The following is a 26940-nucleotide window of genomic DNA, read 5'->3' as shown; positions in this document are numbered from 1 at the left end:
CGCATTCACCTCTTGTTCTTGATCGCGGTGCCTAGCACCTGCAGGTAGGCGACCAGGGCATCCATTTCGGTCTTGCCCTTGACCGCGTCGCGGGCCCCGGCGATGTCATCGTCGGTGTACGGCACGCCCAGGGTGCGCAGGGTGCGCATCTTGGTGTCGGTATGGCTGTTGTCGACCTGCTGGGCGACCAGCCATGGGTACGACGGCATCTTCGACTCCGGTACCACGTTGCGCGGGTTGTACAGGTGCGCACGGTGCCAGTCGTCCGAGTAGCGGCCACCGACCCGGGCCAGGTCCGGCCCGGTGCGCTTGGAGCCCCACAGGAACGGATGGTCCCACACGCTTTCACCAGCCACCGAGTAGTGGCCATAGCGCTCGGTTTCGGCGCGGAACGGGCGGATCATCTGCGAGTGGCAGCCCACGCAGCCTTCGCGGATGTAGATATCGCGGCCTTCCAGCTGCAGCGCGGTGTAGGGCTTCATGCCTTCCACCGGCTTGTTGGTGACGTCCTGGAAGAACAACGGGACGATCTGGGTCAGGCCGCCGATGCTGACGGCGAACACCATCAGCAGGGCCAGCAGGCCGACGTTTTTCTCGATGACTTCATGTTTCATCAGGCAGGTCTCCTCAAGCCAGCTGGGCGTTCGCAGGGGCGACATCGAGCGCCGGCGAACGCACGGTGCGCCAGGTGTTCCAGGCCATCAGGAACATGCCGCTGAGGAAGATCGCACCGCCGACGAAGCGCACGATGAAGCCTGGATGGCTGGCCACCAGGGTTTCCACGAACGAGTAGGTGAGCGTGCCGTCGCTGTTGACCGCGCGCCACATCAGGCCCTGGGCGATGCCGTTGACCCACATCGAGGCGATGTACAGCACGGTGCCGATGGTGGCCAGCCAGAAGTGCGCGTTGATCAGGCCGATGCTGTACATGCGCTCCTTGCCGAATACTTTCGGGATGGTGTGGTACAGCGCGCCGATCGAGATCATCGCCACCCAGCCGAGGGCGCCGGCGTGCACGTGGCCGATGGTCCAGTCGGTGTAGTGGGACAGGGCGTTGACCGTCTTGATGGCCATCATCGGGCCTTCGAAGGTGGACATGCCGTAGAACGCCAGCGACACCACCAGGAAACGCAGGATCGGGTCGCTGCGCAGTTTGTGCCAGGCGCCGGACAGGGTCATCATGCCGTTGATCATGCCGCCCCAGCTTGGTGCCAGCAGGATCAGCGACATCACCATGCCCAGCGACTGCGCCCAGTCGGGCAGGGCGGTGTAGTGCAGGTGGTGCGGGCCGGCCCAGATGTACAGGGTGATCAGCGCCCAGAAGTGCACGATCGACAGGCGATAGGAATACACCGGGCGTTCGGCCTGCTTGGGCACGTAGTAGTACATCATCCCCAGGAAGCCTGCGGTCAGGAAGAAGCCCACGGCGTTGTGGCCATACCACCACTGCACCATGGCATCGGTGGCACCGGCATAGACCGAGTAGGACTTGGTCAGGCTGACCGGCAGTTCCAGGTTGTTGACGACGTGCAGCATCGCCACGGTGAGGATGAAGCCGCCGAAGAACCAGTTACCGACGTAGATGTGCTTGGTGTTGCGCTTCATCAGCGTGCCGAAGAACACGATGGCGTAGCTCACCCAGACGATGGTGATCAGGATGTCGATCGGCCATTCCAGTTCGGCGTATTCCTTGGAGCTGGTGTAGCCCAGCGGCAGGCTGATGGCCGCCAGCAGGATCACCAGTTGCCAGCCCCAGAAGGTGAACGCGGCCAGGCCCGGTGCGAACAGGGTGGTCTGGCAGGTGCGTTGCACCGAATAATAGGAGGTGGCGAACAGCGCGCAGCCGCCGAAGGCGAAGATCACCGCATTGGTATGCAGGGGGCGCAGGCGGCCGAAGCTGGTCCAGGGGAGGTCGAAGTTGAGGGAGGGCCAGGCGAGCTGGGCGGCGATGAAGACGCCGAGCCCCATCCCGACGATTCCCCACACCACCGTCATGATGGCGAATTGGCGGACCACCTTGTAGTTATAGGCGGTACTGCTGGTTGTGTTCATGTATGGGTTCCCATCCACGGTTATTTGGCAGGCTTTACAGCGAGGCAAGCATGATTAATGGGCAAAGTGCCGGTATTGACGGGGATCAATGGGCGAAGGTCGGAAATGTCCCAGGCTTGCGCTGCGATCCCCCGCATGCTCGGGGCAAGGACGGCTACAAGGGCTGCCTGATCCTGGCCCATGGCGCAGGTGCGCCGATGGACAGCGGGTTCATGGACGAAATGGCGCAAAGGCTTGCGGCGCTTGGGGTAGCGGTAGTGCGCTTCGAGTTCCCGTACATGGCCGAGCGCAGGGTTGCCGGCGGCAAGCGGCCGCCGAACCCGCAGAAGGTGTTGCTGGAATGCTGGCGCGAGGTGTACAGGCAGGTGCGACCTTTGGTCGCGGGCAAGTTGGCGGTGGGTGGCAAGTCCATGGGCGGGCGCATGGCCAGCCTGCTGGCCGATGAACTGGAAGCGGATGCACTGGTGTGCCTGGGCTATCCGTTCTATGCAGTGGGCAAACCGGAAAAGCCACGGGTCGAACACCTGGCCGAATTGAAGACGCCGACGTTGATCGTGCAGGGCGAGCGGGATGCACTGGGTAACCGCGAGGCGGTGGCAGGGTATGCGTTATCGCCGGCGATCGAGGTGAGCTGGCTGGTGGCGGGGGACCATGACCTGAAGCCGCTGAAGGTCTCGGGGTTCAGCCATGAGCAGCACTTGCAGGCGGCGGCTGAGAAGGTTGCGGCATTCCTGTCGCAATAGTGCTGGATTCTTCGCGGGCTTGCCCGTTCCCACAGGTTCACTACAGGTCTGAAACTTGTGCAGCACCTGTGGGAGCGGGTTTACCCGCGAAGAGGCCGGACCAGACTGACGCTTAGTCGCGGTACTCGCACAGGTAGGCGGTATCCACCTTCACCTGCAGCTGGAACTTGCTGTCAGCCGGCACGTTGAACTTGTCGCCCGCATTGAAGGTTTCCCAGTTGTCGCTACCTGGCAGCTTCACGGTCAGCGCACCCGAAACCACGTGCATGATTTCGCGCTTGGCAGTGCCGAATTCGTATTCGCCCGGGGCCATCACACCGACAGTGGCCGGGCCTTCTTCGCCAGCGAATGCGATCGACTTGACGGTGCCGTTGAAGTACTCGTTGACCTGGAACATGGGCGACTCCTGAAAAGGGGGGATGAAAAACGGCTGGCCAGTATGCCCAAGCCCACCGGCCCCGTCATCTGCTTTCAGGTAGCGTCTGCCGGCAGGCTCAACGGCAGCAGCCGCGCGGTATTGCGCGCATCTTCCAGGGCCCGGTGCTGCTGCCCGCAAAAGTGCATGCCGGCCAGCTGCAGTGCACCGTTCAGCCCAGCGGGGCGCTGCAGGTGGCGGGCCTTGGCGAAGCGTTGCTTGAGGTTGATGTGCGGCAGGGTCCGCAGCAGGCTGTCCAGCCCATGCTGCTGCCACTCCTGGTGCAACTGCTGGCGGTCGTAGTCGCCCCAGCTGACCCAGGCCTGAAGCTGCCCGCGGTGGTGCCCGAGCCAGCGCTCGAAGCTTGCCCATACCTCGCGGAACGACGCGGCACTGTCCACGCTGGCCTGGCTGATGTGGGTCAGCTCACGGCAGAACGGGGTCAGCTGCGGCCGTCGCCGAGGCTTCACGAAGCGCTGGAAGTGGTCGACCTCGCGGCCATCGCGGGTAACCAGGCTTGCGCCGATTTCAATGACTTCCATCTCTATGACCGGCCACCCACCATCGTCGGTGGTGGCTTCCAGGTCGATCACCAACCAGTGGCCCATACCAGGCTCCCTTGCAGATCCTGCTAGAGCGTAGCGAAACTCCGGGCATCCGGCATCCCCTGGCAGTTTGCCCGCAGCTTTGGCGCAAAGTGCCACTAACCGGCAGTTGTGTCCGGCCCGGAAAACGCCTAGCTTAGGCGGACCCCGGCATGAACCGTGATGAGTGTCCGTCTTGACTCCAGCGACCGGCCTGAAGGCCCTGTCTTCCCTGATGCTGCTAGCCGTGTTCTGGCTGGCGGCGCCGGCATGGGCTGCCGATGCCGTCGAGGTAAAGATTGGCGCTGCGCATTTCCCTCCGTACACGGTACGCCCGGAGCAGGGCGCCGACAGCGGTTTGCTGCGGCAGTTGGTCGACGCGCTCAATCGCGCGCAGCAGCGCTACCACTTCGTCGTGGTGCCCACCTCCATCCAGCGGCGTTTTGGTGACCTCCAGCAAGGCCGCACCGACATGGCCATTTTCGAGAACCCGGCATGGGGCTGGCAGCATATTGCCCACCAGAGCGTGGACATGGGCCTGGAAGATGCCGAGGTGTTCGTCGCCCGCAAGGCCAATGGCCGTGACCCGCATTACTTCGACGACCTGCGCGGCAAGCGCCTGGCGCTGTTCAACGGCTACCACTATGCGTTCGCCGGCTTCAACTCCGACCCCGACTACCTGCGCAACGCCTACAACGCGACTCTGACGTATTCCCATGACAGCAACCTGCTGATGGTGCAGGCCGGCCGCGCCGACATCGCCTTGGTCACGCGTTCCTACCTCAGCGATTTCCTGGCGCGCAACCCGGCCAGTCGGGAGCAGTTGATGCCCTCGCAGCGCATTGACCAGGTCTATCATCACTACGCCTTGCTACGCCCGGGGGCACCCATCGGTGAACAATCGTTCGCGGCGCTGCTGCGTGCCCTGCGCGACAGTGGTGAGCTGGCGCGTATCTTCGAGCCATACCGGATCACGGTGGCGGCCCCGCGCGACTAAATTCCCGTGATGCGGCAACGTTCTCAGCAGTGAGCCTTTTCTTCATTGCCGCGAGTCAAGCCCATGCCGTTCGATGCCGCATCACAGCCCCAGTCAGCGCCACGCTGGCGCAGCCTCAGTGCCGAGGAGGGTGACAGCTGGCTGAGCCTCTCCCTCGAAGGCCGCGCGTTGATCCAGTTGCGCCTGGAGATGGGTGCTACTCTGCATGTCCACCTCGAGCGGCTGTGCCCCGAGCGCCCCTATGTGGCCTTGTGGGCCGCCTGTTATTGGCTGCTGGCCCGCGATGCGGCCTGCCAGCGTCTTGCCTGGCACCTGCCTGAGCCGTTGCCTCAGGCATTGACCAGTGGCCTGCTGCTGGCCGGCGACCAGCCTGGTCAATACCTGTGCGAGCGGGCGCTGTTCTGGCAGCTGCCACAGCCGTGGTTGGGCGAGTCGGCCAGCGTCGCCTACCCACAGCAGATGCAGATCAGCAACGGCAAGCGCCACCCCCGCCGCGCGCCCAAGCCTCGTGGCGAGGTGTACCGGCGCTTCGATACGCGCCTGGGCAGTTGGGTATCGCTGCGTACCTTGGAGATCGAGCATGACCTGGAGCGCTTCAACCGCTGGCAGAACAACCCGCGGGTGGAGACGTTCTGGCAGGAGGGTGGAACCCTTGCGCAGCATCGCGAATACCTGGGCAAGCTCGAGGCCGACCCGCATGCCCTGACGCTGATCGGTTGCTTCGATGACCAGCCGTTTGCCTACTTCGAGGCGTACTGGGCCAAGGAGGACCGCATTGCGCCGTTCTACCCGGCCGATGACTACGACCGTGGCATCCACATGCTGGTGGGGGAGGAGAGCCACCGCGGGCCGCACAAGGTGGCCAGCTGGCTATCGGCGCTGGTGCACTACCTGTTCCTGGATGACCCACGCACCCAGCGGGTGGTGGCCGAGCCGCGTGCCGACAACGGCAAGATGATCGGCTACATGCACGACCAGTGCTTCCATTGCGACAAGGAGTTCGACTTCCCGCACAAGCGTGCGGCGTTGATGATTCTGGGGCGGGAACGGTTTTTCGATAAGTGTAAATTGGCTTGAGTGCCAGGGGGCCGCTGTGCGGCCCTGTGGGAGCGGGTTTACCCGCGAAGAATGCGACATGGTGCATGGCACCGGCTATGCCGGTGTTCGCGGGTAAACCCCACACGTGCCCTCAGCAACCTTGAAGGTTCAGGCCTGCCGACTGGCCGTCTTGCGGCAATGCACCAGCGCATCGCGGATCATGAAGTTGACCAGCGTCGGCGACACTCCCAGCTCCTTGGCAATGTCCTTCTGCGGCACGCCATGCAGGCGGTACATCTCGAAGGCATAGCGGGTGCGCTGGGGCAGTTCGTTCAGCGCCTCGGCAATGTCATCCAGCGCGGCAAGGTTGATGTGGGTGGCTTCGGGGGAGGCGTTTTGCACGACCACGTTCAGGCCTTCCTCCTCGCTGCCGGAGTATTTCAGCTCCATGGCCTGCTTGCGGTAGTGGTCGATGGCCAGGTTGCGCACGATCTGGAACAGGTAGCTCAGCTGCGCCTTGAACGACGATGTGATCTGCGGGGCCGCGCTGAGCCGGAAAAAGGCGTCCTGCACCACATCTTCGGCGCGCGATCGGCAGCCGGTGATGCGGGCAGCGATCTTGACCAGAATGCTGCGGTTGTCGACGAAGGCCTGCAGTAATGGTGAATCGCACTTACTTGTGGATAGTTGTTCCGCCATGGAAATCACCTTGTCACAGAGGGGAAAGGACGCACCCAAATTTGGGAAGCTTCCTACGACGGGCGACAAGCTATTCAGAATGATAATGATTGTCAAATGCGAAATGTAATTGGTTTCATGTGATTTCAGTTCTAAAGCGCAGAGATGGCTGGGTGCATGTCAGGCGCAACATTTCTCAAGGCAAACACCTGGCAACCCTCACGTGCCCCCAAAGCCTCACCACCGCTAATTTCTCCCCCCGCCCATCCGTCCCCTGTGTACACCTCAGGCCGCCACATGCCGCTGCGCCCACGTTCGCGCAGCAGCCGGCCCGACCCAACCAGACACTGGCAGGAACACCCCATGACGGACGCCTTCGAACTCCCGCTCTCGCTGGTCCAGGCCCTGGCGCAGCGCGCCGTGCAGACCCCGGACAAAGTCGCCTTGCGCTTTCTGGCCGACGCTCCCGGCGAGCAGGCCGTGCTCAGCTACCGGGACCTCGACCAGCGCGCACGCACCATCGCTGCTGCCTTGCAAAGCCGGGCCGGTTTCGGCGACCGCGCAGTGCTGTTGTTCCCCAGCGGGCCAGACTATGTGGCGGCATTCTTCGGCTGCCTGTATGCCGGTGTGATTGCGGTGCCGGCCTACCCGCCGGAGTCCGCGCGCCAGCACCACCAGCAGCGCTTACTGTCGATCATCGACGACGCCGAGCCGCGCCTGCTGCTGACTGTCGCGGCCCTGCACGACAGCCTGCAGGGCCTGGAAGCCCTGACAGCGGCCAACGCCCCCGAACTGCTGGCGGTGGATGGCCTGGACCCGGCACTGGCTGCAAACTGGCGCGAACCCGCGCTCAAGGGTGATGACATCGCCTTCCTGCAATACACCTCCGGCTCCACAGCACTGCCCAAGGGCGTGCAGGTCAGCCATGGCAACCTGGTGGCCAACGAACAACTGATCCGCCAAGGCTTTGGCATCGACCTCAACCCCGACGACGTGATCGTCAGCTGGCTGCCGCTGTACCACGACATGGGCCTGATCGGCGGCCTGCTGCAGCCGATCTTCAGCGGCGTGCCCTGTGTGCTGATGTCGCCGGGCTACTTCCTGGCCCGGCCGCTGCGCTGGTTGCAGGCCATCAGCGAGTACGGCGGCACCATCAGCGGCGGCCCCGACTTCGCCTACCGGTTGTGCAGCGAGCGGGTCAGCGAGGCCTCCCTGGCCGGGCTCGACCTCAGCCGCTGGCGGGTGGCCTATTCTGGCTCCGAGCCGATCCGCCAGGACAGCCTGGCGGCCTTTGCCGACAAGTTCCAGGCCTGCGGCTTCGACCCGCAGAGCTTCTTCGCCAGCTACGGCCTGGCCGAGGCGACCCTGTTCGTCAGCGGCAGCCGCCGTGGCCAGGGCATCGCCGCGCTGGAGCTGGACGCCGAAGCCTTCGCCGCCAACCGTGCGGAGCCAGGCAAGGGCAGTGTGCTGATGAGCTGTGGCTACCCGCAGCCCGGGCATGCCGTGCGCATTGTCGAACCACAACGCCTGCAAGTACTAGGCGACAACCAGGTGGGCGAGATCTGGGCCGCCGGCCCGAGCATCGCCCTGGGCTACTGGCGCAACCCCGAGGCCAGCGCCCGCACCTTCGTCGAGATGGGCGGCCAGACCTGGCTGCGTACCGGCGACCTGGGCTTCATGCGCGAAGGGGAAGTGTTCGTCACCGGTCGCCTGAAGGACATGCTGATCGTGCGCGGGCAGAACCTGTACCCGCAGGACCTGGAAAAGACCCTCGAGCGCGAAGTGGAGGTGCTGCGCAAAGGCCGGGTGGCAGTGTTCGCCGTCGAGCAGCAAGGCGAGGAGGGTATTGGCGTGGCGGTGGAAATCAGCCGCAACGTGCAGAAGGCGATCAAGCCCCAGGAGCTGATCAAGACCCTGCGCCAGGTGGTTGCCGACGCCTGCCGCCAGGCCCCGGCCGTGGTCCTGCTGCTGAACCCGGGGGCGCTACCCAAGACCTCCAGCGGCAAGCTGCAGCGTTCGGCCTGCCGCCTGCGCATGGACGATGGCAGCCTGGACTGCTATGCCCGCTTCCCTGAGGTGGGCGAGCCCGTTGCTTCAGTGGGCGAAGGCGATGAACTGCAGGCACGCATCGCCGGTGTGTGGCGCGACATCCTCAAGGTCGAGGCGGTGGCGGCGGACGACCACTTCCTGCTGCTGGGCGGCAACTCCATCGCCGCCACCCACGCCACCGCACGCCTGGCCGATGAACTGGGCATCGAGCTGGGCCTGCGCACCCTGTTCGAAGCGCCGATACTGGCTGACTACGCCAAGGCCGTGGCCGCGATCATCGCCGAAGGCGGTGACCGGGTCGGTGCCATCGCTACACTGGAACGCACCCAGGCGCTGCCCCAGTCGCTGGCGCAAAACCGCCTGTGGTTGCTGTGGCAGTTGGACCCGCAGTCGGCGGCCTACAACATTCCGGCCGGCCTGCAGTTGCGCGGTGAGCTGGACGAAAACGCACTGGAAGCAGCCTTCCAGGCGCTGGTGGCGCGCCATGAATCGCTGCGCACCCTGTTTGCCGAAGAGAACGGCCAGGCCCTGCAGCGCATCCAGGCGCAGCAGCCGTTCGACCTTCGCCGCCTGGACCTCGAAGGCCAGGCCGCCGCACAGGTCGCCGCCCAACGTGAAACCGAAGCTCGCCAGCCGTTTGACCTGACCCGGGGGCCGTTGCTGCGGGTGACCCTGGCGCGCCTGGATTATGAGCACCATCAACTGTGGGTTACCCTGCACCATATCGTCGCCGACGGCTGGTCGCTGAACATCCTGCTCGACGAGTTAGCCAAACTGTACGCCGCCCACTGCCAGGGCCTCGAGGCCAACCTGGCACCGCTGACCCTGGGTTATGCCGACTACGGAAGCTGGCAGCGACAGTGGCTGGCCGCAGGCGAAGCCGAGCGCCAACTGCAGCACTGGAAGGAGCGCCTGGGGGATGAACTGCCGGTGCTCGACCTGTGTACCGACCACCCGCGCGCCAGCCAGCGCGACCACCGCGCCGCTCGCTTCAACCTCAAGGTACCGGCCAGGCTCACCGAAGCGCTCAAGGGACTGGCCCGCGAACAGCAGGCCAGCCTGTTCATGGTACTGCTGGCCGGATGGCAGGCGCTGTTGCACCGCTACAGTGGCCAGGCCGATATTCGTGTCGGCGTGCCCAACGCCAACCGCCCGCGCCTGGAAACCCAAGGCATGGTCGGCTTCTTCATCAACACCCAGGTGCTGCGTGCGCAGCTCGACGGCCGCCTGCCGTTCGACCAGTTGCTGGCCCAGGTGCGCCAGGCCACCCTGGATGCCCAGGCCAACCAGGACCTGCCGTTCGAGCAACTGCTCGAAGCCCTGCCCGAGGCTCGCGAGCAAGGCCTGTTCCAGGTCATGTTCAATCACCAGCAACGTGACCTGTCTGCGCTGCGCCGCCTGCCGGGCCTGCTGGCCGAAGAGCTGCCGTGGCACAGTCGCGAAGCCAAGTTCGACTTGCAGCTGCACAGTGAAGAAGACCACCAGGGCCGCCTGAGCCTGGCCTTCGACTATGCCGCCGAATTGTTCGATGCCAGTACCGTCAAGCGTCTGGCCCAGCACCTGTTGGCCCTGCTCGAGCAGGTGTGTGCCGGGCCGCAGCGGGCGCTGGGCGAGGTGCAACTGCTCGACGAGCCTGGCCGCGCGCAACTGCTGAGCTGGGGCGAGGCACCCGCTGCGGCGCCGCAGCGCCTGCTGGTCGAGCAGCTCAATGAACAGGCACGCCTGACCCCTCAGCGCACCGCCCTGGTGTGGGACGGTGGCAGCCTGGATTACGCCGAGTTGCACCAGCAAGCCAACCGTCTGGCCCACTACCTGCGTGACAAAGGCGTGGGCCCAGACACTTGCGTGGCCATCGCCATCGAGCGTTCGCCGCAGCTGCTGGTGGGCCTGCTGGCCATTCTCAAGGCCGGTGGTGCCTATGTGCCGCTGGACGTCGATTACCCGGCCGAGCGCCTGGCCTACATGCTCGCCGACTGCAACGCTGGCCTGTTGCTGAGCCACAGCAGCCTGCTGGGCAAGCTGCCACAGGTTGATGGCGTCAGCGCCATCGCACTCGACCAGCTGCACCTGGACAGCTGGCCAAGCCATGCCCCCGGGTTGCATCTGCATGGCGACAACCTGGCCTATGTGATCTACACCTCCGGCTCTACCGGCCAGCCCAAGGGCGTGGGCAATACCCACGCGGCACTGGCCGAGCGCCTGCAATGGATGCAGGCCAGCTATGTGCTGGACGACAGCGACGTGCTGATGCAGAAGGCGCCGATCAGCTTCGACGTTTCGGTGTGGGAATGCTTCTGGCCACTGGTGACCGGTTGCAAGCTGGTGCTCGCCGGCCCTGGCGAGCACCGCGACCCGCAGCGCATCGCCGCGTTGGTGCAGGCCCATGGCGTGACCACGCTGCACTTCGTGCCGCCGCTGTTGCAGGTGTTCGTCCAGGAGCCGCAGGCGGGTGCCTGCGGCAGCCTGCGCCGGCTGTTCTCCGGTGGCGAAGCGCTGTCCGCGGCACTGCGTGACCGCGTGCTGCAGGTGCTGCCACAGGTGCAGTTGCACAACCGCTATGGCCCGACCGAAACCGCCATCAACGTCACCCATTGGCACTGCCAGTCCACCGATGGCGAACGCTCGCCGATCGGCCGCCCGCTGGGCAATGTGCTGTGCCGTGTGCTGGACGACGAGCTGGAACTGACCGCCCCCGGTGTGCCCGGCGAGCTGTACCTCGGCGGTGCAGGCCTGGCCCGTGGCTACCTGGGCCGCCCGGGCCTCACCGCCGAGCGCTTCGTGCCCCGGGCTGACGGCAATGGCGAGCGCCTGTACCGCAGTGGCGACCGCGCCCGCTGGCAGGTGCAGACCGAGGCGCTGGAATACCTTGGCCGCCTAGACCAGCAGGTCAAGGTGCGTGGCTTCCGTGTCGAACCCGAGGAAGTCCAGGCCTGCCTGCTGGCGCAGCCGGGGGTCGAACAGGCGCTGGTGCTGATTCACAAGGATGCCATAGGCGCGCAACTGCTCGGCTACTACAGTGGCAGCGCCCAGCCTGATGCATTGCTGACGGTGCTGGCTGAGCAACTACCGGCCTACATGGTGCCGGCACAACTCATCCCGCTGGCGCAGATGCCACTGGGCCCCAGCGGCAAGGTCGACCGCAAGGCGTTGCCGGCCCCAGTGTGGCAGCAGCGGCAGCACGTGGAGCCGCAAACCGAGTTGCAGCAGCAGGTCGCCGCCATCTGGCGCGAGGTGCTGAACTTGCCGCGCATCGGCCTGCAGGACGACTTCTTCGCCCTCGGCGGCCATTCGCTGCTGGCCACTCAGATTGTCTCGCGCACGCGTCAGGCCTGCGATGTCGAACTGCCGCTCAAGGCCCTGTTCGACGCCAGCGAGCTGGGCGCCTTCTGTGCCGAGATCACGCGTATTCGTGCTGCCGGTGAGCGCAACCTGCAAGGCGTAATCACCCGCGTCGATCGCCGCCAGGCGGTGCCGCTGTCGTACTCGCAGCAGCGCATGTGGTTCCTCTGGCAAATGGAGCCGGGCAGCCCGGCGTACAACGTCGGCGGCATGGCGCGCTTGCGCGGCACCCTGCATGTGGATGCTTTCGAGCGAGCGTTGCAGGCGCTGGTGGTGCGCCACGAAACCCTGCGCACCACCTTCCCCAGCATCGATGGCGTGCCGTATCAGTGCGTGGCCGAAGACAGCAGCCTGCACCTCGACTGGCAAGACTTCAGCGCCTTGCCCGCAGATGCCCGCCAACAACGCCTGCAGCAACTGGCCGACGACCAGGCGCACCAGCCGTTCGACCTGGAGCGCGGCCCGCTGCTGCGTGCCTGCCTGGTCAAAGCCGAAGAGCGCGAGCATTTCTTCGTGCTGACCCTGCACCATATCGTCACCGAGGGCTGGGCCATGGACATCTTCGCCCGCGAACTGGGCGAGCTGTACGAGGCCTTCGTCGATGACCGCGAATCGCCGCTGGCGCCGCTGCCGGTGCAGTACCTGGACTACAGCGTGTGGCAACGGCAATGGCTGGAAAGCGGCGAGGGCGCCCGCCAGCTGGCCTACTGGCAGGCCCGCCTGGGCGATGAGCACCCGGTGCTGGCGTTGCCTGCCGACCGCCCGCGCCCGGCAGTGCAGAGCCACCGTGGCGAGCTGTACCGCTTCGAGCTCGACCCGGCGCTGGTTGCCCGCGTGCATGCCTTCAACAGCCAGCGCGGCCTGACCCTGTTCATGACCATGACTGCCACCCTGGCCGCCTTGCTGCACCGCTACAGCGGCCAGCGTGACCTGCGCATTGGCGCGCCGGTGGCCAACCGCATCCGCCCGGAAAGCGAAGGGCTGATTGGCGCGTTCCTCAACACCCAGGTGCTGCGTTGCGAGCTGGACGGCCAGATGAGCGCCGCACAGTTGCTGGAGCAGGTACGCCAGGTTGCCATCGAAGGCCAGTCGCACCAGGACCTGCCGTTCGACCAACTGGTGGAAGCCCTGCAGCCACCGCGCAGCAGCGCCTACAACCCGCTGTTCCAGGTGATGTGCAACGTTCAGCGCTGGGCCTTCCAGCAAAGCCGCCAGCTTGCCGGCATGCAGGTGGATTACCTGGTCAACGACGCCAGCGCCACCAAGTTCGACCTGTACCTGGAGGTGACCGACCTCGACGGCCGCCTGGGTTGCTGCCTGACCTATAGCCGTGATCTGTTCGACGAACCACGCATCGCACGCATGGCCGAGCACTGGCAGCAATTGCTGGTGGGCCTGCTCGACAACCCGCAACAGCGCCTGTGCGAGCTGCCGATGCTGAGCAGCGCCGAGCAGCAGGTGCTGGCTGGCCAGTTGCAGGGCGAGCAGGGTCTCGCTCTCGACCAGACCGTGCACGGCCTGTTCGCCGCCCAGGCTGCGCGCACGCTACACGCTGGCGCGTTGACGTTTGCCGGCCGGCACATGACCTATGCCGAACTCGACCAGCAGGCCAACCGCCTGGCCCGCGCCCTGCGCGAGCGTGGCGTCGGCCCGCAGGTGCGTGTGGGCCTGGCGCTGGAGCGTTCGCTGGAAATGGTCGTCGGCCTGCTGGCCATCCTCAAGGCCGGTGGCGCCTATGTGCCGCTCGACCCCGAATACCCGCTCGACCGCCTGCGCTACATGATTGAAGACAGCCGCATCGGCCTGCTGCTCAGCCAGCGCGCGCTGCTGCAAACCCTCGGGCAGTTGCCCGAAGGCGTGGCGCACTGGAGCCTGGAGGACGACAGCGCCAGCCTGTCGGCCTACAGCGATGCGCCGCTGGGCAACCTCAACCTACCGCAGCACCAGGCCTACCTGATCTACACCTCCGGTTCCACCGGCAAGCCCAAGGGCGTGGTGGTCAGCCACGGCGAGTTCGCCATGCATTGCCAGGCGGTGATCGACGCGTTCGGCATGCGCAGCGATGACTGCGAGCTGCACTTCTATTCGATCAATTTCGACGCCGCCAGCGAACGCCTGTGGGTGCCGCTGCTGTGTGGCGCCCGTGTGGTGCTGCGTGCCCAGGGGCAGTGGGGTGCCGAAGACATCTGCCAGCTGGTGCGCGAGCAGCAGGTGAGCATCCTCGGCTTCACGCCAAGCTACGGCAGCCAGTTGGCCCAGTACCTGGCCGGGCAGGGCGAGCAGTTGCCAGTGCGCCTGGTCATTACCGGTGGTGAGGCGCTGACCGGCGAACACTTGCAGCGCATCCGCCAAGCCTTCGCGCCGCAGCAGTTCTTCAACGCCTACGGGCCGACCGAAACCGTGGTCATGCCGCTGGCCTGCCTGGCACCACAGACACTGCCGGCGGAGCTGGGCAGCGTGCCGATCGGCCGTGTCATCGGTAGCCGCACGGCCTACATCCTCGACGAAGACCTTGCCCTGTTGCCGCAAGGCGGTATTGGCGAGCTGTATGTCGGCGGTGCCGGCCTGGCCCAGGGTTACCACGACCGCCCGGGCCTAAGCGCCGAGCGCTTCGTCGCCGACCCGTTCGGCAGCGAAGGCGGGCGCCTGTATCGCACCGGTGACCTGGTGCGCCTGGGCAGCGATGGCCTGGTCGAGTACGTCGGCCGCGCCGACCAGCAGGTGAAGATTCGCGGTTTCCGTATCGAGCTGGGCGAAATCGAAAGCCGCCTGCAGGCGCATGCCGATGTCGACGAAGCTGTGGTGCTGGCCCTCGACCTGCCAGGTGGCAAGCAACTGGTGGGTTACCTGGTGTGCGGGCAAGCCGCTGCCGACAGCGAGGCCCAGGGCATGCTGCGCGACGCGGTGAAAGCCGATGCCCGCAAGCACTTGCCGGACTACATGGTGCCGGCGCACTTGGTGCTGCTCGACAGCCTGCCGCTGATGGGCAACGGCAAGCTCGACCGCCGTGCGCTGCCGCTGCCGGACCTGGAACAGGCACGCCAGCAGTACCAGGCGCCTGGCAACGAGGTGGAAGCGCAACTGGCGCAGATCTGGCGCGACGTGCTCAACATTGCCCGGATCGGCGTGCAGGACAACTTCTTCGAACTGGGCGGCGACTCGATCCTGTCGATCCAGGTGGTCAGCCGTGCTCGTCAGGCCGGCTTGCAGTTCACCCCGCGCGACCTGTTCCAGCATCAGACCATCCAGACCCTGGCCGCCATCGTTCAGCGCAGCGAAGCCGCCAGCAGCATCGAACAGGGCCTGCGCCAGGGCCAGGCCGGCCTCACGCCGATCCAGCACTGGTTCTTCGACAGTGAAGTGCCACAGCCGCAGCACTGGAACCAGGCTGTTCTGCTGGAGGCACGCAAGCCGCTGGATGAGAGGGTACTGAAGCGAGCCTTGGCCGACCTGGTGCAGCACCACGACAGCCTGCGCCTGCGCTTTGGCCAGGCCCAGGGCCGCTGGCAGGCCGAATATGCTTCGCCTGCCAGCGGGCAGTTACTGTGGACAGCCACGATCGCCGACTTCGCCGATTGCCAACCGCTGTACACCGACCTGCAACGCAGCCTCGACCTGGAACAGGGCCCACTGTTGCGCGTCTTGCTGGTAAATGACGGCCAGGGCGGCCAGCGCCTGTTGCTGGCTATCCATCACCTGGTGGTTGATGGCGTGTCGTGGCGCGTGCTGCTGGAAGACCTGCAAGCGCTATACCGCGGCCAGCCGCTGCCGGCCAAGACCCACGCCATGGGCGACTGGGCCGCACGCCTGGCCAGCTATGCTGGCAGCGATTCGCTGCGCGACGAGCTGGGCTGGTGGCAAGGCCAGTTGGGTGGTGTGCGCCGTGAACTGCCATGTGATCACCCGCAGGGCGGCAACCTGCACCGCCACGCCCGTACCCTGGCCATCGGCCTGGATGTGGCGCAGACCCGGCAGTTGCTGCAGCAGGCCCCGGCGGCCTATCACACCCAGGTCAACGACCTGCTGCTGACCGCGCTGGCGCGTGCCCTGTGCCGCTGGAGCGGCGATGAAGAAGTGCTGGTACAGCTTGAGGGCCATGGCCGTGACGGGCTGTTCGAAGACATGGACCTGACCCGCAGCGTCGGCTGGTTCACCAACGCCTACCCGCTGAGCCTGCGCCCGCTGCCAGGCGAGGACGATGCGGCGCGGGCAGGCTCGATCAAGCGCATCAAGGAGCAGCTGCGCCAGGTGCCGCACAAAGGGCTGGGTTACGGCGTGCTGCGCTACCTGGCCGATACGGCAGTGCGTGAGCAGATGGCGGCCCTGCCGCAGGCACGCATCACCTTCAACTACCTGGGCCAGTTCGACCAGCAGTTCGACAGCACAGCCCTGTTCCGGCCGCTGGACGCCCCGGCCGGCCTGGCCCACGACCTCGATGCACCGCTGCCCAACTGGCTGAGTGTCGATGGCCAGGTGTATGGCGGTGCCCTGCAACTGCGCTGGACCTTCAGTGCCGAACGCTACGACGAGCGGACCATCGCCTGCCTGGCCGAGGCCTATCGTCAGGAGCTGCTGGCGCTGGTCGAGCATTGCCTGGCTGATGGCAACGGCAGTTTCACGCCATCGGACTTCCCGCTGGCGCACCTGACCCAGGCGCAGATCGACGCGCTGCCGGTACCGGCAGCGCAGATCGAGGACGTCTACCCGCTGACGCCGATGCAGGAGGGCATGTTGCTGCACACCCTGCTGGAGCCGGGTACTGGCCTCTACTACATGCAGGACCGCTACCGCATCAACAGCGCGCTCGACCCCGAACGCTTCGCCCAGGCGTGGCAGGCGGTGGTGGCACGCCACGAGGCGCTACGCGCATCGTTCAGCTGGAACACCGGCGAGGCGATGCTGCAGATCATCCACAAACCGGGCAACATGCCGGTGGACTATCAGGACTGGCGTGGCCTCGACGATGACGCCCAGGAGCAGCGCCTGCAGGCCCTGCACAAGCAGGAACGCGAGGCTGGTTTCGCCCTGCTCAGCGAGGCGCCGTTCCACCTGCGCCTGGTGCGTGTGGCCGACGAGCGCTATTGGTTCATGATGAGCAACCACCACATCCTCATCGATGCCTGGTGCCGTTCGCTGCTGATGAACGATTTCTTCGAGATCTACCAGGCCCTCGGCGAGGGGCGCCAGGCCCGCTTGCCGGTGCCACCGCGCTACCGCGACTACATCGGCTGGCTGCAACGCCAGGGCCTGGACGACGCGCGAGCCTGGTGGCAGGCCAACCTGGCCGGCTTCGAACGTGCCACCCCCATCCCCAGCGACCGCCCGCTGCGCCACGACCATGCCGGTAGCGGCATGATCGTCGGCGACTGTTACACCCGCCTGGCGGTGAGCGACGGCGTGCGCCTGCGCGAACTGGCCCAGGCCCACCAGCTCACCGTCAACACCTTCGCCCAGGCGGCCTGGGCACTGGTGCTGGCGCGCTACAGTGGCGACCGCGACGTGGCCTTTGGCGTGACCGTGGCCGGGCGCCCGGTGAGCATGCCGCAGATGCAGCGTACCGTTGGCCTGTTCATCAACAGCGTCGCCCTGCGCGTGCAATTGCCGGTGGCGGGTGAGCGCTGCAGTGTGCGGCAGTGGTTGCAAGGCCTGTTGGAGCGCAACATGGAGCTGCGCGAGTATGAATACCTGCCGCTGGTGGCGATCCAGGAATGCAGCGAACTGCCCAAGGGCCAGCCGCTGTTCGACAGCCTGTTCGTGTTCGAGAACGCGCCGGTGGAAACTGCCGTGCTCGACCACGCCCAGCACCTGAATGCCAGCTCCGACTCGGGCCGTACCCACACCAACTTCCCACTGACAGCGGTGTGCTACCCGGGCGATGACCTTGGCCTGCACCTGTCGTTCGACCAGCGCTATTTCGACTACCCGACCGTCGAGCGCCTGCTGGCCGAGTTCAAGCGCCTGCTGCTGGCGCTGGTGCAAGGCTTTGAAGGGGAGATGAGCGCACTGCCGTTGCTGGGTGCGGAAGAGCAGCGCTTCCTGCTGGAAGACTGCAACCGCACCGCGCGCGCCTATCCGTTGGAACAGAGTTACATCGCGCAGTTCGAGGCGCAGGTGGCCGCGCATCCGCAACGTACCGTGGCCCGCTGCCTGGACGCGTCCTACGACTACGCCGGCTTGAACCTGGCGGCCAACCGTCTGGGCCATGCCTTGATCGCGGCGGGTGTGAACGTGGACCAGCCGGTGGCACTGCTGGCCGAGCGTGGGCTACCGCTGCTGGGCATGATCGTCGGCAGCTTCAAGGCCGGCGCCGGCTACCTGCCACTGGACCCGGGCCTGCCGGCGGCGCGCCTGCAAAGCATCATCCAGCTCAGCCGTACACCCGTGCTGGTGTGCAGCGCGGCCTGTGCCGGGCAAGGGCGGCAGTTGCTGGACCAGCTTGCGTTGGCGGCACGGCCGCAGCTGCTGGTCTGGGAAGACATCCAGGCCAGCCCGGTGGTCAGCCACAACCCCGGCATTCACAGCGGGCCGGATAACCTCGCCTATGTGATCTACACCTCAGGCTCCACCGGCCTGCCGAAGGGGGTGATGGTCGAGCAGCGCGGCATGCTCAACAACCAGCTGAGCAAGGTGCCGTACCTGGCGCTTGGCGAGCACGACGTGATCGCCCAGACGGCCTCGCAGAGCTTCGACATTTCGGTGTGGCAGTTCCTTGCCGCACCGCTGTTCGGCGCCAGGGTGGAGATCGTGCCGAACGCCATCGCCCATGACCCGCAGGGCCTGCTGGCGCATGTGCAGGCCACCGGCATCAGCGTGCTGGAGAGCGTGCCGTCGCTGATCCAGGGCATGCTGGCCAACGACCACCAGGCCCTCGATGGCCTGCGCTGGATGCTGCCGACCGGCGAAGCCATGCCTCCGGAGCTGGCGGCGCAGTGGCTGCAGCGCTACCCGCAGATCGGCCTGGTCAACGCCTACGGCCCGGCGGAGTGCTCCGATGACGTGGCGTTCTTCCGCGTCGATGCCGCCTCGACCCGTGGCAGCTACCTGCCGATCGGCACGCCGACCGACAACAATCGTCTGTACCTGTTCGGCGAGGACCAGGCGCTGGTGCCACTGGGTGCGACAGGTGAGCTGTGCGTGGCTGGCACCGGCGTGGGCCGTGGCTATGTCGGCGACCCGGTGCGCACGGCGCTGGCGTTCATTCCCCATCCTCATGGTGCACCGGGCGAACGCCTGTACCGCACCGGCGACCTGGCGCGGCAGCGCCCGGACGGGGTGCTGGAGTATGTCGGGCGCATCGACCATCAGGTGAAGATTCGCGGCTACCGCATCGAACTGGGCGAAATCGAAGCCCGCCTGCACGAACAGCCGGAGATCCGCGACGCTGCCGTTGGCGTGCAGGAGGGCGTCAATGGCAAGCACCTGGTGGGTTACCTGGTGGCGCATCAGGGCGTTGCAGCCGACGCTGCGTTGCTGGAACAGCTCAAGCTGCGCCTGCGTGCCGAGTTGCCGGAGTACATGGTGCCACTGCACTGGGGCTGGTTCGACAGCCTGCCGCACAACGCCAACGGCAAGCTCGACCGCAAGGCCTTGCCGGCCATCGACATCGGTGGCCAGCACAGCCAGGCCTACCAGGCGCCGCGCAATGAGCTGGAAGAGGTACTGGCCGGTATCTGGGCGGATGTGCTCAAGGCCGACCGGGTCGGGGTGCACGACAACTTCTTCGAGCTGGGCGGGCATTCGCTGCTGGCCACGCAGATCGCCTCGCGGGTGCAGAAGCAGCTGCAACTGAACGTGCCGCTGCGGGCGATGTTCGAGTGCAGCACGGTGGAGGAGCTGGCGGTGTATGTGCAGGGGCTGCAGGGCAGTGTGCTGGATGACGACAAGGTCGACCGGCTCAGTGACCTGATGGCCGAGCTGGAGGGGTTGTGACCTGAGCAGGTGAGGCCTGCACCGCCCCTGGATTGGTGCACAAAAGTTGAAATTGCTGGGGCCGCTATGCGGCCCTTTCGCGACACAAGGCTGCTCCTACAGATACGGCGTTGTTCTCGAGGTTTGGCGCTGCACCTGTGGGAGCGGGCATGCCCGCGAACACCGGCGCAGCCGGTGCCATAGCTGCAAGCCCATCTTTCCCACGGTTCTTCGCCGTCATGATGCAGCTCCGATTTCTTCCTGCGACATCGACGCATTGATGAATGCTTCATCATAAGAGTTCGCATGGTAGCGAGCGAGAAACTCATGAGCATTCTCAAATGGCTCGAGGTGTTGATGAGCGAGCATGTAGAAATGATGGCAGTTTGTGGCAATTTCCTCGGTATAGTGAGATGAAATCAAAACACCAGCCCCGTTTTTGCACGCGTTCTTTATACCTAGCCATATGTGGTGTCTGAATTCTGGGTCTACCCCCGCAGTAGGCTCGTCGAGGATGATCAGGTCGCTGCCCATTAGCAGTAGCGTCAGTGTGACAAAACTCCGGACTTCGCCATAGCTGCAAGTAGATGCCTTTTTCATGTAGATTTCAGCATACCGCTTCGACAGGGAAGGTGACCATTCAGAGAGGCGTGAAAGCACCTCGCAGTGATCCGGTGCTGATCTGGAGTTTAAATGTGTAATCAGTTGGTAAACTTCGCTCATCCTGAGCAAGGGCGGTGGTGTCAGTACTTGAGTCAGATAAGCCTGCTGTCTGGATGAGTTTATGATTGTGCCGTTGCTTGGTTTTCTGATGTTGCAGATCAGGTCGAAAAGCGTGGTCTTTCCTGCTCCGTTACTGCCCAGTACGCCAACGGCTTCTCCTTTTTTCAACTGTAGCGTGATGTTCTGTAGGAGAGGGCTGCTGTTGTATGAAAAGTCCAGGTTTTTGATGGTGAGAAGGTGCATTTTAATAGCGGCTCCATATGGGGTGGATTCTGAATAGCTTTCCTGTTGCATAGAGCCCCGCTGTTGAAATGGCAAAAGCTGTCAGAAAACTAATGGTGAGTGGTATCTCCCCGGTAATTATTCTTGTGCTCAGGTGCAAGGGGTTGATCAACGTTGACCAGTGGGTCAGTTCGTCTTGTGTGGTACCCAAATAGCCGGAAAGTAACATCAGGAATGAAAGAAGCGAAAATAGCGTGCCGGCTGTGCTGAATTTGCTGGGCATCGCTGCGATCGCCAAGCCGATGCAGGAGAATATCAGGTAACTCGTATAGAACGCGGCTGTAAGGTACAGGAGTTCTGATAGCGAGTAGGAACCGTATAGAGGCCTGGAGATGAAGTAGAAAAAGCTGGAGTACACGACACTGACCAATGTGTAGCTGACGGCGTGCGATGTGAGGAAAAGTGCAATTGCCTCGCGTTGGTAAATGAATGACCGGACGAAGCCACTTTCTCGTCGCCCGATTAGATAAAAGCCGAGGCCGAAGAAGGCAACGTTTGCAGCGATGTAGGCGTAGAACCACGCGGCAGAGGATATATAGAGAGAGTCAGGTGGCGCTGCAAGGGAACGGCTTTGCCTCAGTAGTATGAACATCAAGCAAGGCGCCGCCGCTGTCCACAGCAACGCAGTGGGTTCTCGCAGGTGTTCCAGGATCAACACCTTGGTGATCATGAGGATCTGTTTTGTTCGCGTTATGGGGCATGGCTTTTTGTTCATTTTTCTCGCCTTTAGTGTCTTCGCGAATGCAGGGGGTAAGGTTTTATATTCACGCTGCATGTACGTCAAGTTTGATGGAGGCGATGTATTGGCGGGGTGTAATCTAGTTGTTTGAATTGCAGTTGGTATTGTGGGATCTATCTGAGGGGTATGTCTGATCGCGATCTGTTCACTGATCATGGGAGTGAAAAAGACTTCTGTTTTTTGTAGGGCGGATCTGAAGTTGTTGTGGGATTGTTATATGTTTTATTGCCGGGCGTTGTTTCCCGATGATCGGTTCGGAAAAGTGTTTGTCGCCTTAGGTGGTATAACTTAGTGTTGCCAAATGTAAACTTGGCCATTGGCTGGCATCTGGGCCGATGTGCTCAAGGACGAGCTGGAGGGGTTGTGACATGAGCGGGTGAGGCCTGCACGCCCCTTGTAGGAGCGGCCTTGTGTCGCGAAAGGGCTGCACAGCAGCCCCAGCAATTTCAGCTTTTATGCAGCAATTCTGGGGCCGCTATGCGGCCCGTTCGCGACACAAGGCCGCTCCTACAGATATGGCGTTGTTCTCGAGGTTTGGCGCAGTACCTGTGGGAGATTCTATGGTTTTCAGCAAGCCAGTTTCGCGCCTTTAGTGACGTATTCGTCCTGATTTTTCATCAGGGCGAATGCCACCCGCGCGAGCTTTCTTGCCAGGATTACCAAAGCTTGGGTTGTTGCTTTACCACTGCTCCGATGCTGTTCGTAAAGCCCTTTCCAGGCTGCCGATCTGCTGGCCGCCATCGCAGCGTTGTGCAATAAGCGACGAATTTCTGAACAACCTCGCTTGGTGAGGCGACGTCGCCCATTCTTCTGCCCGGAATCACTGACTCGTAAATCCATTCCTAGGAATGCAATGTACGAGTCACTGCTTTTGAACTCGCCCCTTGTAAAAGCCATCACCAATGCTGCGGCGGTGAGAAAACCAATGCCCTCTACTGCCTGGCAGCGAGCGACTTGTTCCTGTAGCCCAGCGTCTCGCAGTACTTCTTTAATCTTCTTTTGAATCAACTGATCCAGCCGATCTATCGACTTCACAAAAGTTTCGAAGGCGGCTTTCAAAAGGCTTTCGTTAGCCCAGCTCTGAGTCATTGCAGTACGAGCAGTCACCAAGGCGGCTCTGCGTCGCAAGAGGCTCTGAAGCTTGCCGTAGACAGCGGGAGGCGGGCTCCAAGGGCGAAGGTCCTCGCCTTCATTTTTTAAAAAACGGGACAACAACCGAGCATCGGAGGGGTCGGTTTTAACCCGTCCCCCAACACTTTTCCGGTAGTTGTTCAATTGAAAACCATCGATGACATAGACCTCGAAGCCTAGGCTGTGGGCCAATTCAACCAGGTCCAAGTGGTAGACATTGGTCGCCTCAACAGCGATAGCGGTGTTGAGGGTTTGTTGCTTGAGCCACCTTCTGATCTCGAGTTTGGAGTTTTTCAGCCTGATGATCTCGTCGCGATCATCGTGGTGGATAACCAGCTCAGCCTTCGCGACATCCGCACCCACGATCAACTTACCTACCTGCATTGCCATGGGCGGCTCCTCACGTTATGGTTTTTCGGCTTGAAGGGGTTTCACCAAGAGGCGCTGGCTTGCTTCTATCGTCGCTTGCAAACGATGCATTCTTTATCGGCGCTTTGGTGGAAGGGGTGGGGCGATGTCTCCCACGGTCTGTACTGCTGTGAACAGTCAGAATCGGGCATTTAGTCCCACCACCCCTTCAAGTCTAACCATACAAGCGGGCATGCCCGCGAACACCGGCGCAGCCGGTGCCATAACACCGCGTCGACTTCTTCGCGGGCTTGCCCGCTCCCGCAGGGCCGCCACAGCCTTGTGCTACGAATGGGCTGCAAGGCAACCCCGGCGATTTCACATCAGCGCTTGCCGAGAATCTTTCCAAGCAACTCCGGCCGCGGTGCGCCTTGCTGGCTTTGCAGGTTGCCCTGGTCATCCTGATAGAAGATCGCCGGGGTCGCCTGCAAGCCCATTTCTTCCATCAGCGCCATGTTCGCCGCCAGCTTTTTCTGCACCGCCTCCGGCACCTGCTCCAGTGCCTTCAACTTGCTGGCCTTGCCGGCCTTTTCATGTTCCTGCAGTGCCTTGGCCGGGTCTTTCGCCGCCAGCAGCGCCGCCGATTTGCCCGGGCTGTCCTCGCGGATGATGCCGACCATGATATGGCGCAACTGCACCTTGCCCGACTCCACCCACGGCCGTGCCTGTTCCCAGAACATGTTGCAGTACGGGCAGTTGGGGTCGCTGAACAGGTATACCTTGCGCGGTGCATCGTCCTTGCCGTCGGCGATCCAGGAGGTTTTCTCCATCTTCGCCCAGATTTCCTTGCTCATCGGCGCATACACCAGCTTTTTCAGCGGCTCGGCACTGAGGTCGTTGCCCTGTTCGTCGAACAGGCTGCCGACCAGTACATGCTTGCCGTCAGGGGTGAGGTACAGCGCCAGGCCGTTGTTCTGGTACTCGGCGGCATACCCGCGCAGGCCGTTGGGGGCGTCGAAGCTGCCTTTGATCACGGCGCCCTTGGCTTGCAGTTGCGCAATCGCCTTGGGCAGCTCTTCGGCCTGCAGGGGAGGGGCAGCTAGCAGAGCCAGGGACAGGGGCAGCAGTGCAGTCAGTCGCATGTCAGTTTCCTTGTGCGGCAGGGGCGGGCGAGGTGGCCCGGTCGAAAGGCTCCAGGGCGTGGCGCAGGCTGGCCCGGGACAGCTCGCCCAGATGGCTGCCGACCAGGCGCCCGTCGGCGTCGTAGAACAGGGTGGTGGGCAGGGCCATGGAACCGACGCGCTGGGCCAGCAGGCCGGTGCCGTCGAACAGCACGTGGGTCAGGCTCAGGCCGGTGGTGGCGAGGAAGGTGCTGACGTTTTCCGGGGTCTCGCCCTGGTTGACGAACAGGAAGGTCACGTGCGGGTAAGTGCTCTGCGCCTGTTGCAGCACCGGCATTTCGCGTCGGCAGGGTGGGCACCAGGTGGCCCAGATGTTGATGACCAGCGGTTTGCCGCGGTAGCTGTGCAACGCCACGGATTGGCCGTTGGCCTTGCGCAGGCTCAAATCGGGCAGTTCGGTGCCCTTGCTGTACAGGTGGCCCCCGAGGCTGGCCAGGCCCCAGAACAGCGCGCCGCTGAACAGCGCCCAGCCCAGCGGGCGGCGCAGGCCCGGATGGCGCCAGCCCTGCCACAGGGCGCCGAGCACGATGCCGGCAAGGCCCGACCAGAACAGGAAGCCGCCATCACGGATATCGATGATCTGCAGCGGGTCGTCCTGGTACATCGGCCAGTAGGCCAGCACGAAGCCGGCGCGTGCGCACAGCAGGCCGATCAGGAACAGGTTGAACAGTGCCGATTCCGGGCTCTCGCCGCCACGCCGGGCAACCCACCAGCCGACCATGCTGGCGATCACCAGGGCGGTGAGCATCAGCAGATGGTTGAGGGCCATGGTCAATGGCCCGAGGGTTACGGTCAGCATCAGCCTTGGCTCCTGGTCTGGGTCCAGTGTTGCAGGAAGGCGGCCGCATCCACTTCACCGGTGATGCGCCGCGCGCGGCGTTCGTCGCCTTCCGGGCCGACCCAGATGATGCTGGGCGGGCCGGGTACCTGGTAGCGCTGCAGCAAGGCCTGGCTGGCTGGGGTGTCGGCGGTCACGTCCAGGCGCAGCAGGTGCACACCGGCCAGGCCGGCCTGCACGTCGCTGCGGGCGAACACCTGTTTTTCCATGACCTTGCACGACACGCACCAATCGGCATAGTAGTCGAGCATCACCCACTGGCCACGGGCCTTGGCCGCATCCAGTTCGCGTTGCAGGTCTTCGGGGCGGCTGACGGTGACGAAGGCGTCCTCGGTGTGCTGGTCGGTGGCCGGCGCAGCGCCGCTACCGGCGAACGGGCGCAGCGGCTGCCAGAGGTCGTCGCCACCGGCTGCCGCCCCCACCAGCAGCAGGCCGCCCCACAGGGCACCCAGCAGTGGCAAGGCGCGCAATGCCGGCAACCGCTGCAGGGCCGGCCAGGCAGCCCAGGCCAGGGCAATCAGCAAGGCGCCGCTCAGGGCCAGCAGCAATGCTGCGGGCAGCAGGCTGCGCAAGGTGTATAGCGCCATGCCCAGGAACACGAAGCCGAACACGCCCTTGACCCGGTTCATCCAGGCGCCCGGGCGGGGCAGGTAGCGGTTGCCCAGGGTTACCAGCAACAGCAGCGGCACGCCCATGCCCAGGCCGAGGCTGAACAGCACCAGCGCCCCCTGCAGCACGTCGCCGCTCTGGGCGATGTACAGCAGCGCGCCGGCCAACGGCGCGGTCATGCACGGGCCCATCAGCAGGCCGGACAGCGCGCCGAGCAGCGCCGCGCCATACAGGTTGCCGCCACGGGTGCCTTGCCCGGCGCGGTCGAGGCGGTCACGCACGGCGGCGGGCAGTTGCAGTTCGAAGGCGCCGAACATCGGCAGGGCCAGCAGCACGAACAGCCCCGCCAGGCTGCCCAGCAGCCAGGGTTGCTGCAGCCAGGCCTGCAGGCTGGCACCCAGCAGCGCGGCGACCACGCCCAGGGCGGCATACACCAGGGCCATGCTCAGTACATAGACCCCGGCCAGTATCCAGCCGCGCCGGGCACTGGCGCCATTGCCCAGCACCAGCCCGGCGAGGATCGGCAGCATCGGCAGCGAGCAGGGGGTAAAGGCCAGCAACAGGCCCAGGCCGAAGAACGCGAGCAGGCTCCAGGCCAGGTGGCCTTTTTGCAGGTCGCTGGCCAGGGCCTGGTCACTGGCTTGTTCGGCCGCTGGCGCCACACTGCCACCCAGATCGACCAACGTGGTTTGCGGCGGGTAGCACAGGCCGGCGTCGGCACAACCCTGCCAACCCAGTCGCAGTTGACCCTGAGCATCGGCCGGAAGCAGCAGTTCGAGCTGGTCGCGGTACACCGCACTGTCGCCGAAGAACTCGTCGTGGTGGTTGAGAGCGGCCGGCAGTTGTGGGTGCTGTTCGGCAGGCAGGCCGTCGAATTTCAGGCGCTTCTGATACAGGTAGTAGCCAGGCTGGATCTGGAAGAACAGGCGCATTTGGCCGTCGGCCTGGCGGTCGTGGGTAAGCACGAAGGCCTGGTTGACCGGCAGGAAGTCCGGTTTGACATCGAACGGGTTGGCCTGCAACGGGCCGGCCAGCAGCAGTGTCAGGAAAAGCAGGAGGACGCGCATGTCTTCGCCTTGGCAGTACGTTGAAAGGGGTCATGCTGGCTTGGGTCGATTAACCCAAGGTTAACTCTGGTTTTTGGTGAGGGGCGTGCATCAGGGCTTGCAGGTGTTTGCCGTGGCATTGTCTGGGCCTGGGAGATCCTAAGACAAACACCTACCAGCCCCAGAGCAAATTCCGCCCCAGACCTCAGGCATGTCGCGACATATTGTCGACTTGACTTT

General features: G+C 64.2%; 15 protein-coding genes. 4 read left to right on the top strand and 11 right to left on the bottom strand.

The features are described from left to right. Nucleotides 1-5 precede the first annotated feature (5 nt). Together ccoO and ccoN are read right to left on the bottom strand one after the other, a co-directional pair. A complete protein-coding gene (gene ccoO / locus NY023_RS19115; protein WP_013973492.1) occupies nt 6-614 on the bottom strand; it encodes a cytochrome-c oxidase, cbb3-type subunit II in 609 nt (202 codons plus the stop codon). Nucleotides 615-627: 13 nt separating this feature from the next. Next, a complete protein-coding gene (ccoN, locus tag NY023_RS19110) occupies nt 628-2052 on the bottom strand; it encodes a cytochrome-c oxidase, cbb3-type subunit I (RefSeq protein ID WP_013973491.1) in 1425 nt (474 codons plus the stop codon). Between the two features lie 50 nt (nt 2053-2102). Between ccoN and NY023_RS19105 the strand changes: the two genes are divergently transcribed. Next, the gene (locus NY023_RS19105) at nt 2103-2795 is read left to right on the top strand and encodes an alpha/beta family hydrolase (RefSeq protein ID WP_024087432.1); all 693 of its coding nucleotides are present in this window, start codon (nt 2103-2105) and stop codon (nt 2793-2795) included. A gap of 112 nt (nt 2796-2907) precedes the next feature. Here the strand turns inward: NY023_RS19105 and NY023_RS19100 are convergent, their stop codons facing one another. Together NY023_RS19100 and NY023_RS19095 are read right to left on the bottom strand one after the other, a co-directional pair. After that, a complete protein-coding gene (locus NY023_RS19100; protein ID WP_013973489.1) occupies nt 2908-3192 on the bottom strand; it encodes a pyrimidine/purine nucleoside phosphorylase in 285 nt (94 codons plus the stop codon). A gap of 74 nt (nt 3193-3266) precedes the next feature. After that, a complete protein-coding gene (locus NY023_RS19095) occupies nt 3267-3818 on the bottom strand; it encodes an exonuclease domain-containing protein (RefSeq protein WP_013973488.1) in 552 nt (183 codons plus the stop codon). A gap of 172 nt (nt 3819-3990) precedes the next feature. Between NY023_RS19095 and NY023_RS19090 the strand changes: the two genes are divergently transcribed. Beyond that, nucleotides 3991-4791: a substrate-binding periplasmic protein gene (locus tag NY023_RS19090; RefSeq protein WP_023661032.1), complete on the top strand. Its 801-nt coding sequence runs from the start codon at nt 3991-3993 to the stop codon at nt 4789-4791. Nucleotides 4792-4854: 63 nt separating this feature from the next. Next, nucleotides 4855-5868: a GNAT family N-acetyltransferase gene (locus NY023_RS19085; RefSeq protein ID WP_013973486.1), complete on the top strand. Its 1014-nt coding sequence runs from the start codon at nt 4855-4857 to the stop codon at nt 5866-5868. Between the two features lie 129 nt (nt 5869-5997). Here NY023_RS19085 and NY023_RS19080 read toward each other — a convergent pair whose 3' ends face one another. Then, nucleotides 5998-6528: an RNA polymerase factor sigma-70 gene (locus NY023_RS19080; RefSeq protein WP_015271130.1), complete on the bottom strand. Its 531-nt coding sequence runs from the start codon at nt 6526-6528 to the stop codon at nt 5998-6000. A gap of 342 nt (nt 6529-6870) precedes the next feature. Here NY023_RS19080 and NY023_RS19075 point away from each other — a divergent pair, with 342 nt between their 5' ends. Further along, complete coding sequence (locus NY023_RS19075) at nt 6871-19824, top strand: non-ribosomal peptide synthetase (protein WP_013973484.1); 12954 nt, start codon at nt 6871-6873, stop codon at nt 19822-19824. A 216-nt stretch (nt 19825-20040) separates the two neighbouring features. Here NY023_RS19075 and NY023_RS19070 read toward each other — a convergent pair whose 3' ends face one another. The 6 genes from NY023_RS19070 to dsbD form a co-directional block, all read right to left on the bottom strand. After that, nucleotides 20041-20769 carry an ATP-binding cassette domain-containing protein gene (locus NY023_RS19070; protein WP_023661979.1) on the bottom strand — a complete coding sequence of 243 codons (729 nt, stop codon included), beginning with the start codon at nt 20767-20769 and terminating at the stop codon, nt 20041-20043. A 1-nt stretch (nt 20770) separates the two neighbouring features. Continuing rightward, a complete protein-coding gene (locus NY023_RS19065) occupies nt 20771-21523 on the bottom strand; it encodes an ABC transporter permease (protein ID WP_024087429.1) in 753 nt (250 codons plus the stop codon). A 591-nt stretch (nt 21524-22114) separates the two neighbouring features. Beyond that, complete coding sequence (locus NY023_RS19060; protein ID WP_013973482.1) at nt 22115-23068, bottom strand: IS110 family transposase; 954 nt, start codon at nt 23066-23068, stop codon at nt 22115-22117. 341 nt (nt 23069-23409) lie between these two features. Further along, entirely contained in the window at nt 23410-24168 is a 759-nt protein-coding gene (gene dsbG / locus NY023_RS19055) for a thiol:disulfide interchange protein DsbG (RefSeq protein ID WP_013973481.1), read from the bottom strand. 1 nt (nt 24169) lies between these two features. Next, nucleotides 24170-25006: a TlpA disulfide reductase family protein gene (locus NY023_RS19050; protein ID WP_013973480.1), complete on the bottom strand. Its 837-nt coding sequence runs from the start codon at nt 25004-25006 to the stop codon at nt 24170-24172. Beyond that, on the bottom strand, nt 25006-26721 hold the full coding sequence (gene dsbD / locus NY023_RS19045) for a protein-disulfide reductase DsbD (RefSeq protein ID WP_013973479.1): 1716 nt from the start codon (nt 26719-26721) through the stop codon (nt 25006-25008). The genes NY023_RS19050 and dsbD overlap by 1 nt, the downstream gene beginning before the upstream one ends. Between the last annotated feature and the right edge of the window lie 219 nt (nt 26722-26940).

Source organism: Pseudomonas sp. NBB (assembly GCF_032701105.1).
Taxonomy (GTDB): domain Bacteria; phylum Pseudomonadota; class Gammaproteobacteria; order Pseudomonadales; family Pseudomonadaceae; genus Aquipseudomonas; species Aquipseudomonas asiatica.
The sequence above is the reverse complement of the archived record's forward strand: the minus strand, read 5'-3'. Positions and strand labels throughout refer to the sequence as shown.

Excerpts from the sequence above, each read along its gene's own strand:
- NY023_RS19050 (WP_013973480.1), bottom strand. The coding sequence starts at position 25,006 with ATGCTGACCGTAACCCTCGGGCCATTGACCATGGCCCTCAACCATCTG.
- NY023_RS19060 (WP_013973482.1), bottom strand. The coding sequence starts at position 23,068 with ATGGCAATGCAGGTAGGTAAGTTGATCGTGGGTGCGGATGTCGCGAAG.
- NY023_RS19065 (WP_024087429.1), bottom strand. The coding sequence starts at position 21,523 with ATGAACAAAAAGCCATGCCCCATAACGCGAACAAAACAGATCCTCATG.
- dsbD (WP_013973479.1), bottom strand. The coding sequence starts at position 26,721 with ATGCGCGTCCTCCTGCTTTTCCTGACACTGCTGCTGGCCGGCCCGTTG.
- dsbG (WP_013973481.1), bottom strand. The coding sequence starts at position 24,168 with ATGCGACTGACTGCACTGCTGCCCCTGTCCCTGGCTCTGCTAGCTGCC.
- NY023_RS19095 (WP_013973488.1), bottom strand. The coding sequence starts at position 3,818 with ATGGGCCACTGGTTGGTGATCGACCTGGAAGCCACCACCGACGATGGT.
- NY023_RS19105 (WP_024087432.1), top strand. The coding sequence starts at position 2,103 with ATGATTAATGGGCAAAGTGCCGGTATTGACGGGGATCAATGGGCGAAG.
- ccoN (WP_013973491.1), bottom strand. The coding sequence starts at position 2,052 with ATGAACACAACCAGCAGTACCGCCTATAACTACAAGGTGGTCCGCCAA.
- ccoO (WP_013973492.1), bottom strand. The coding sequence starts at position 614 with ATGAAACATGAAGTCATCGAGAAAAACGTCGGCCTGCTGGCCCTGCTG.
- NY023_RS19070 (WP_023661979.1), bottom strand. The coding sequence starts at position 20,769 with ATGCACCTTCTCACCATCAAAAACCTGGACTTTTCATACAACAGCAGC.
- NY023_RS19100 (WP_013973489.1), bottom strand. The coding sequence starts at position 3,192 with ATGTTCCAGGTCAACGAGTACTTCAACGGCACCGTCAAGTCGATCGCA.
- NY023_RS19080 (WP_015271130.1), bottom strand. The coding sequence starts at position 6,528 with ATGGCGGAACAACTATCCACAAGTAAGTGCGATTCACCATTACTGCAG.
- NY023_RS19075 (WP_013973484.1), top strand. The coding sequence starts at position 6,871 with ATGACGGACGCCTTCGAACTCCCGCTCTCGCTGGTCCAGGCCCTGGCG.
- NY023_RS19085 (WP_013973486.1), top strand. The coding sequence starts at position 4,855 with ATGCCGTTCGATGCCGCATCACAGCCCCAGTCAGCGCCACGCTGGCGC.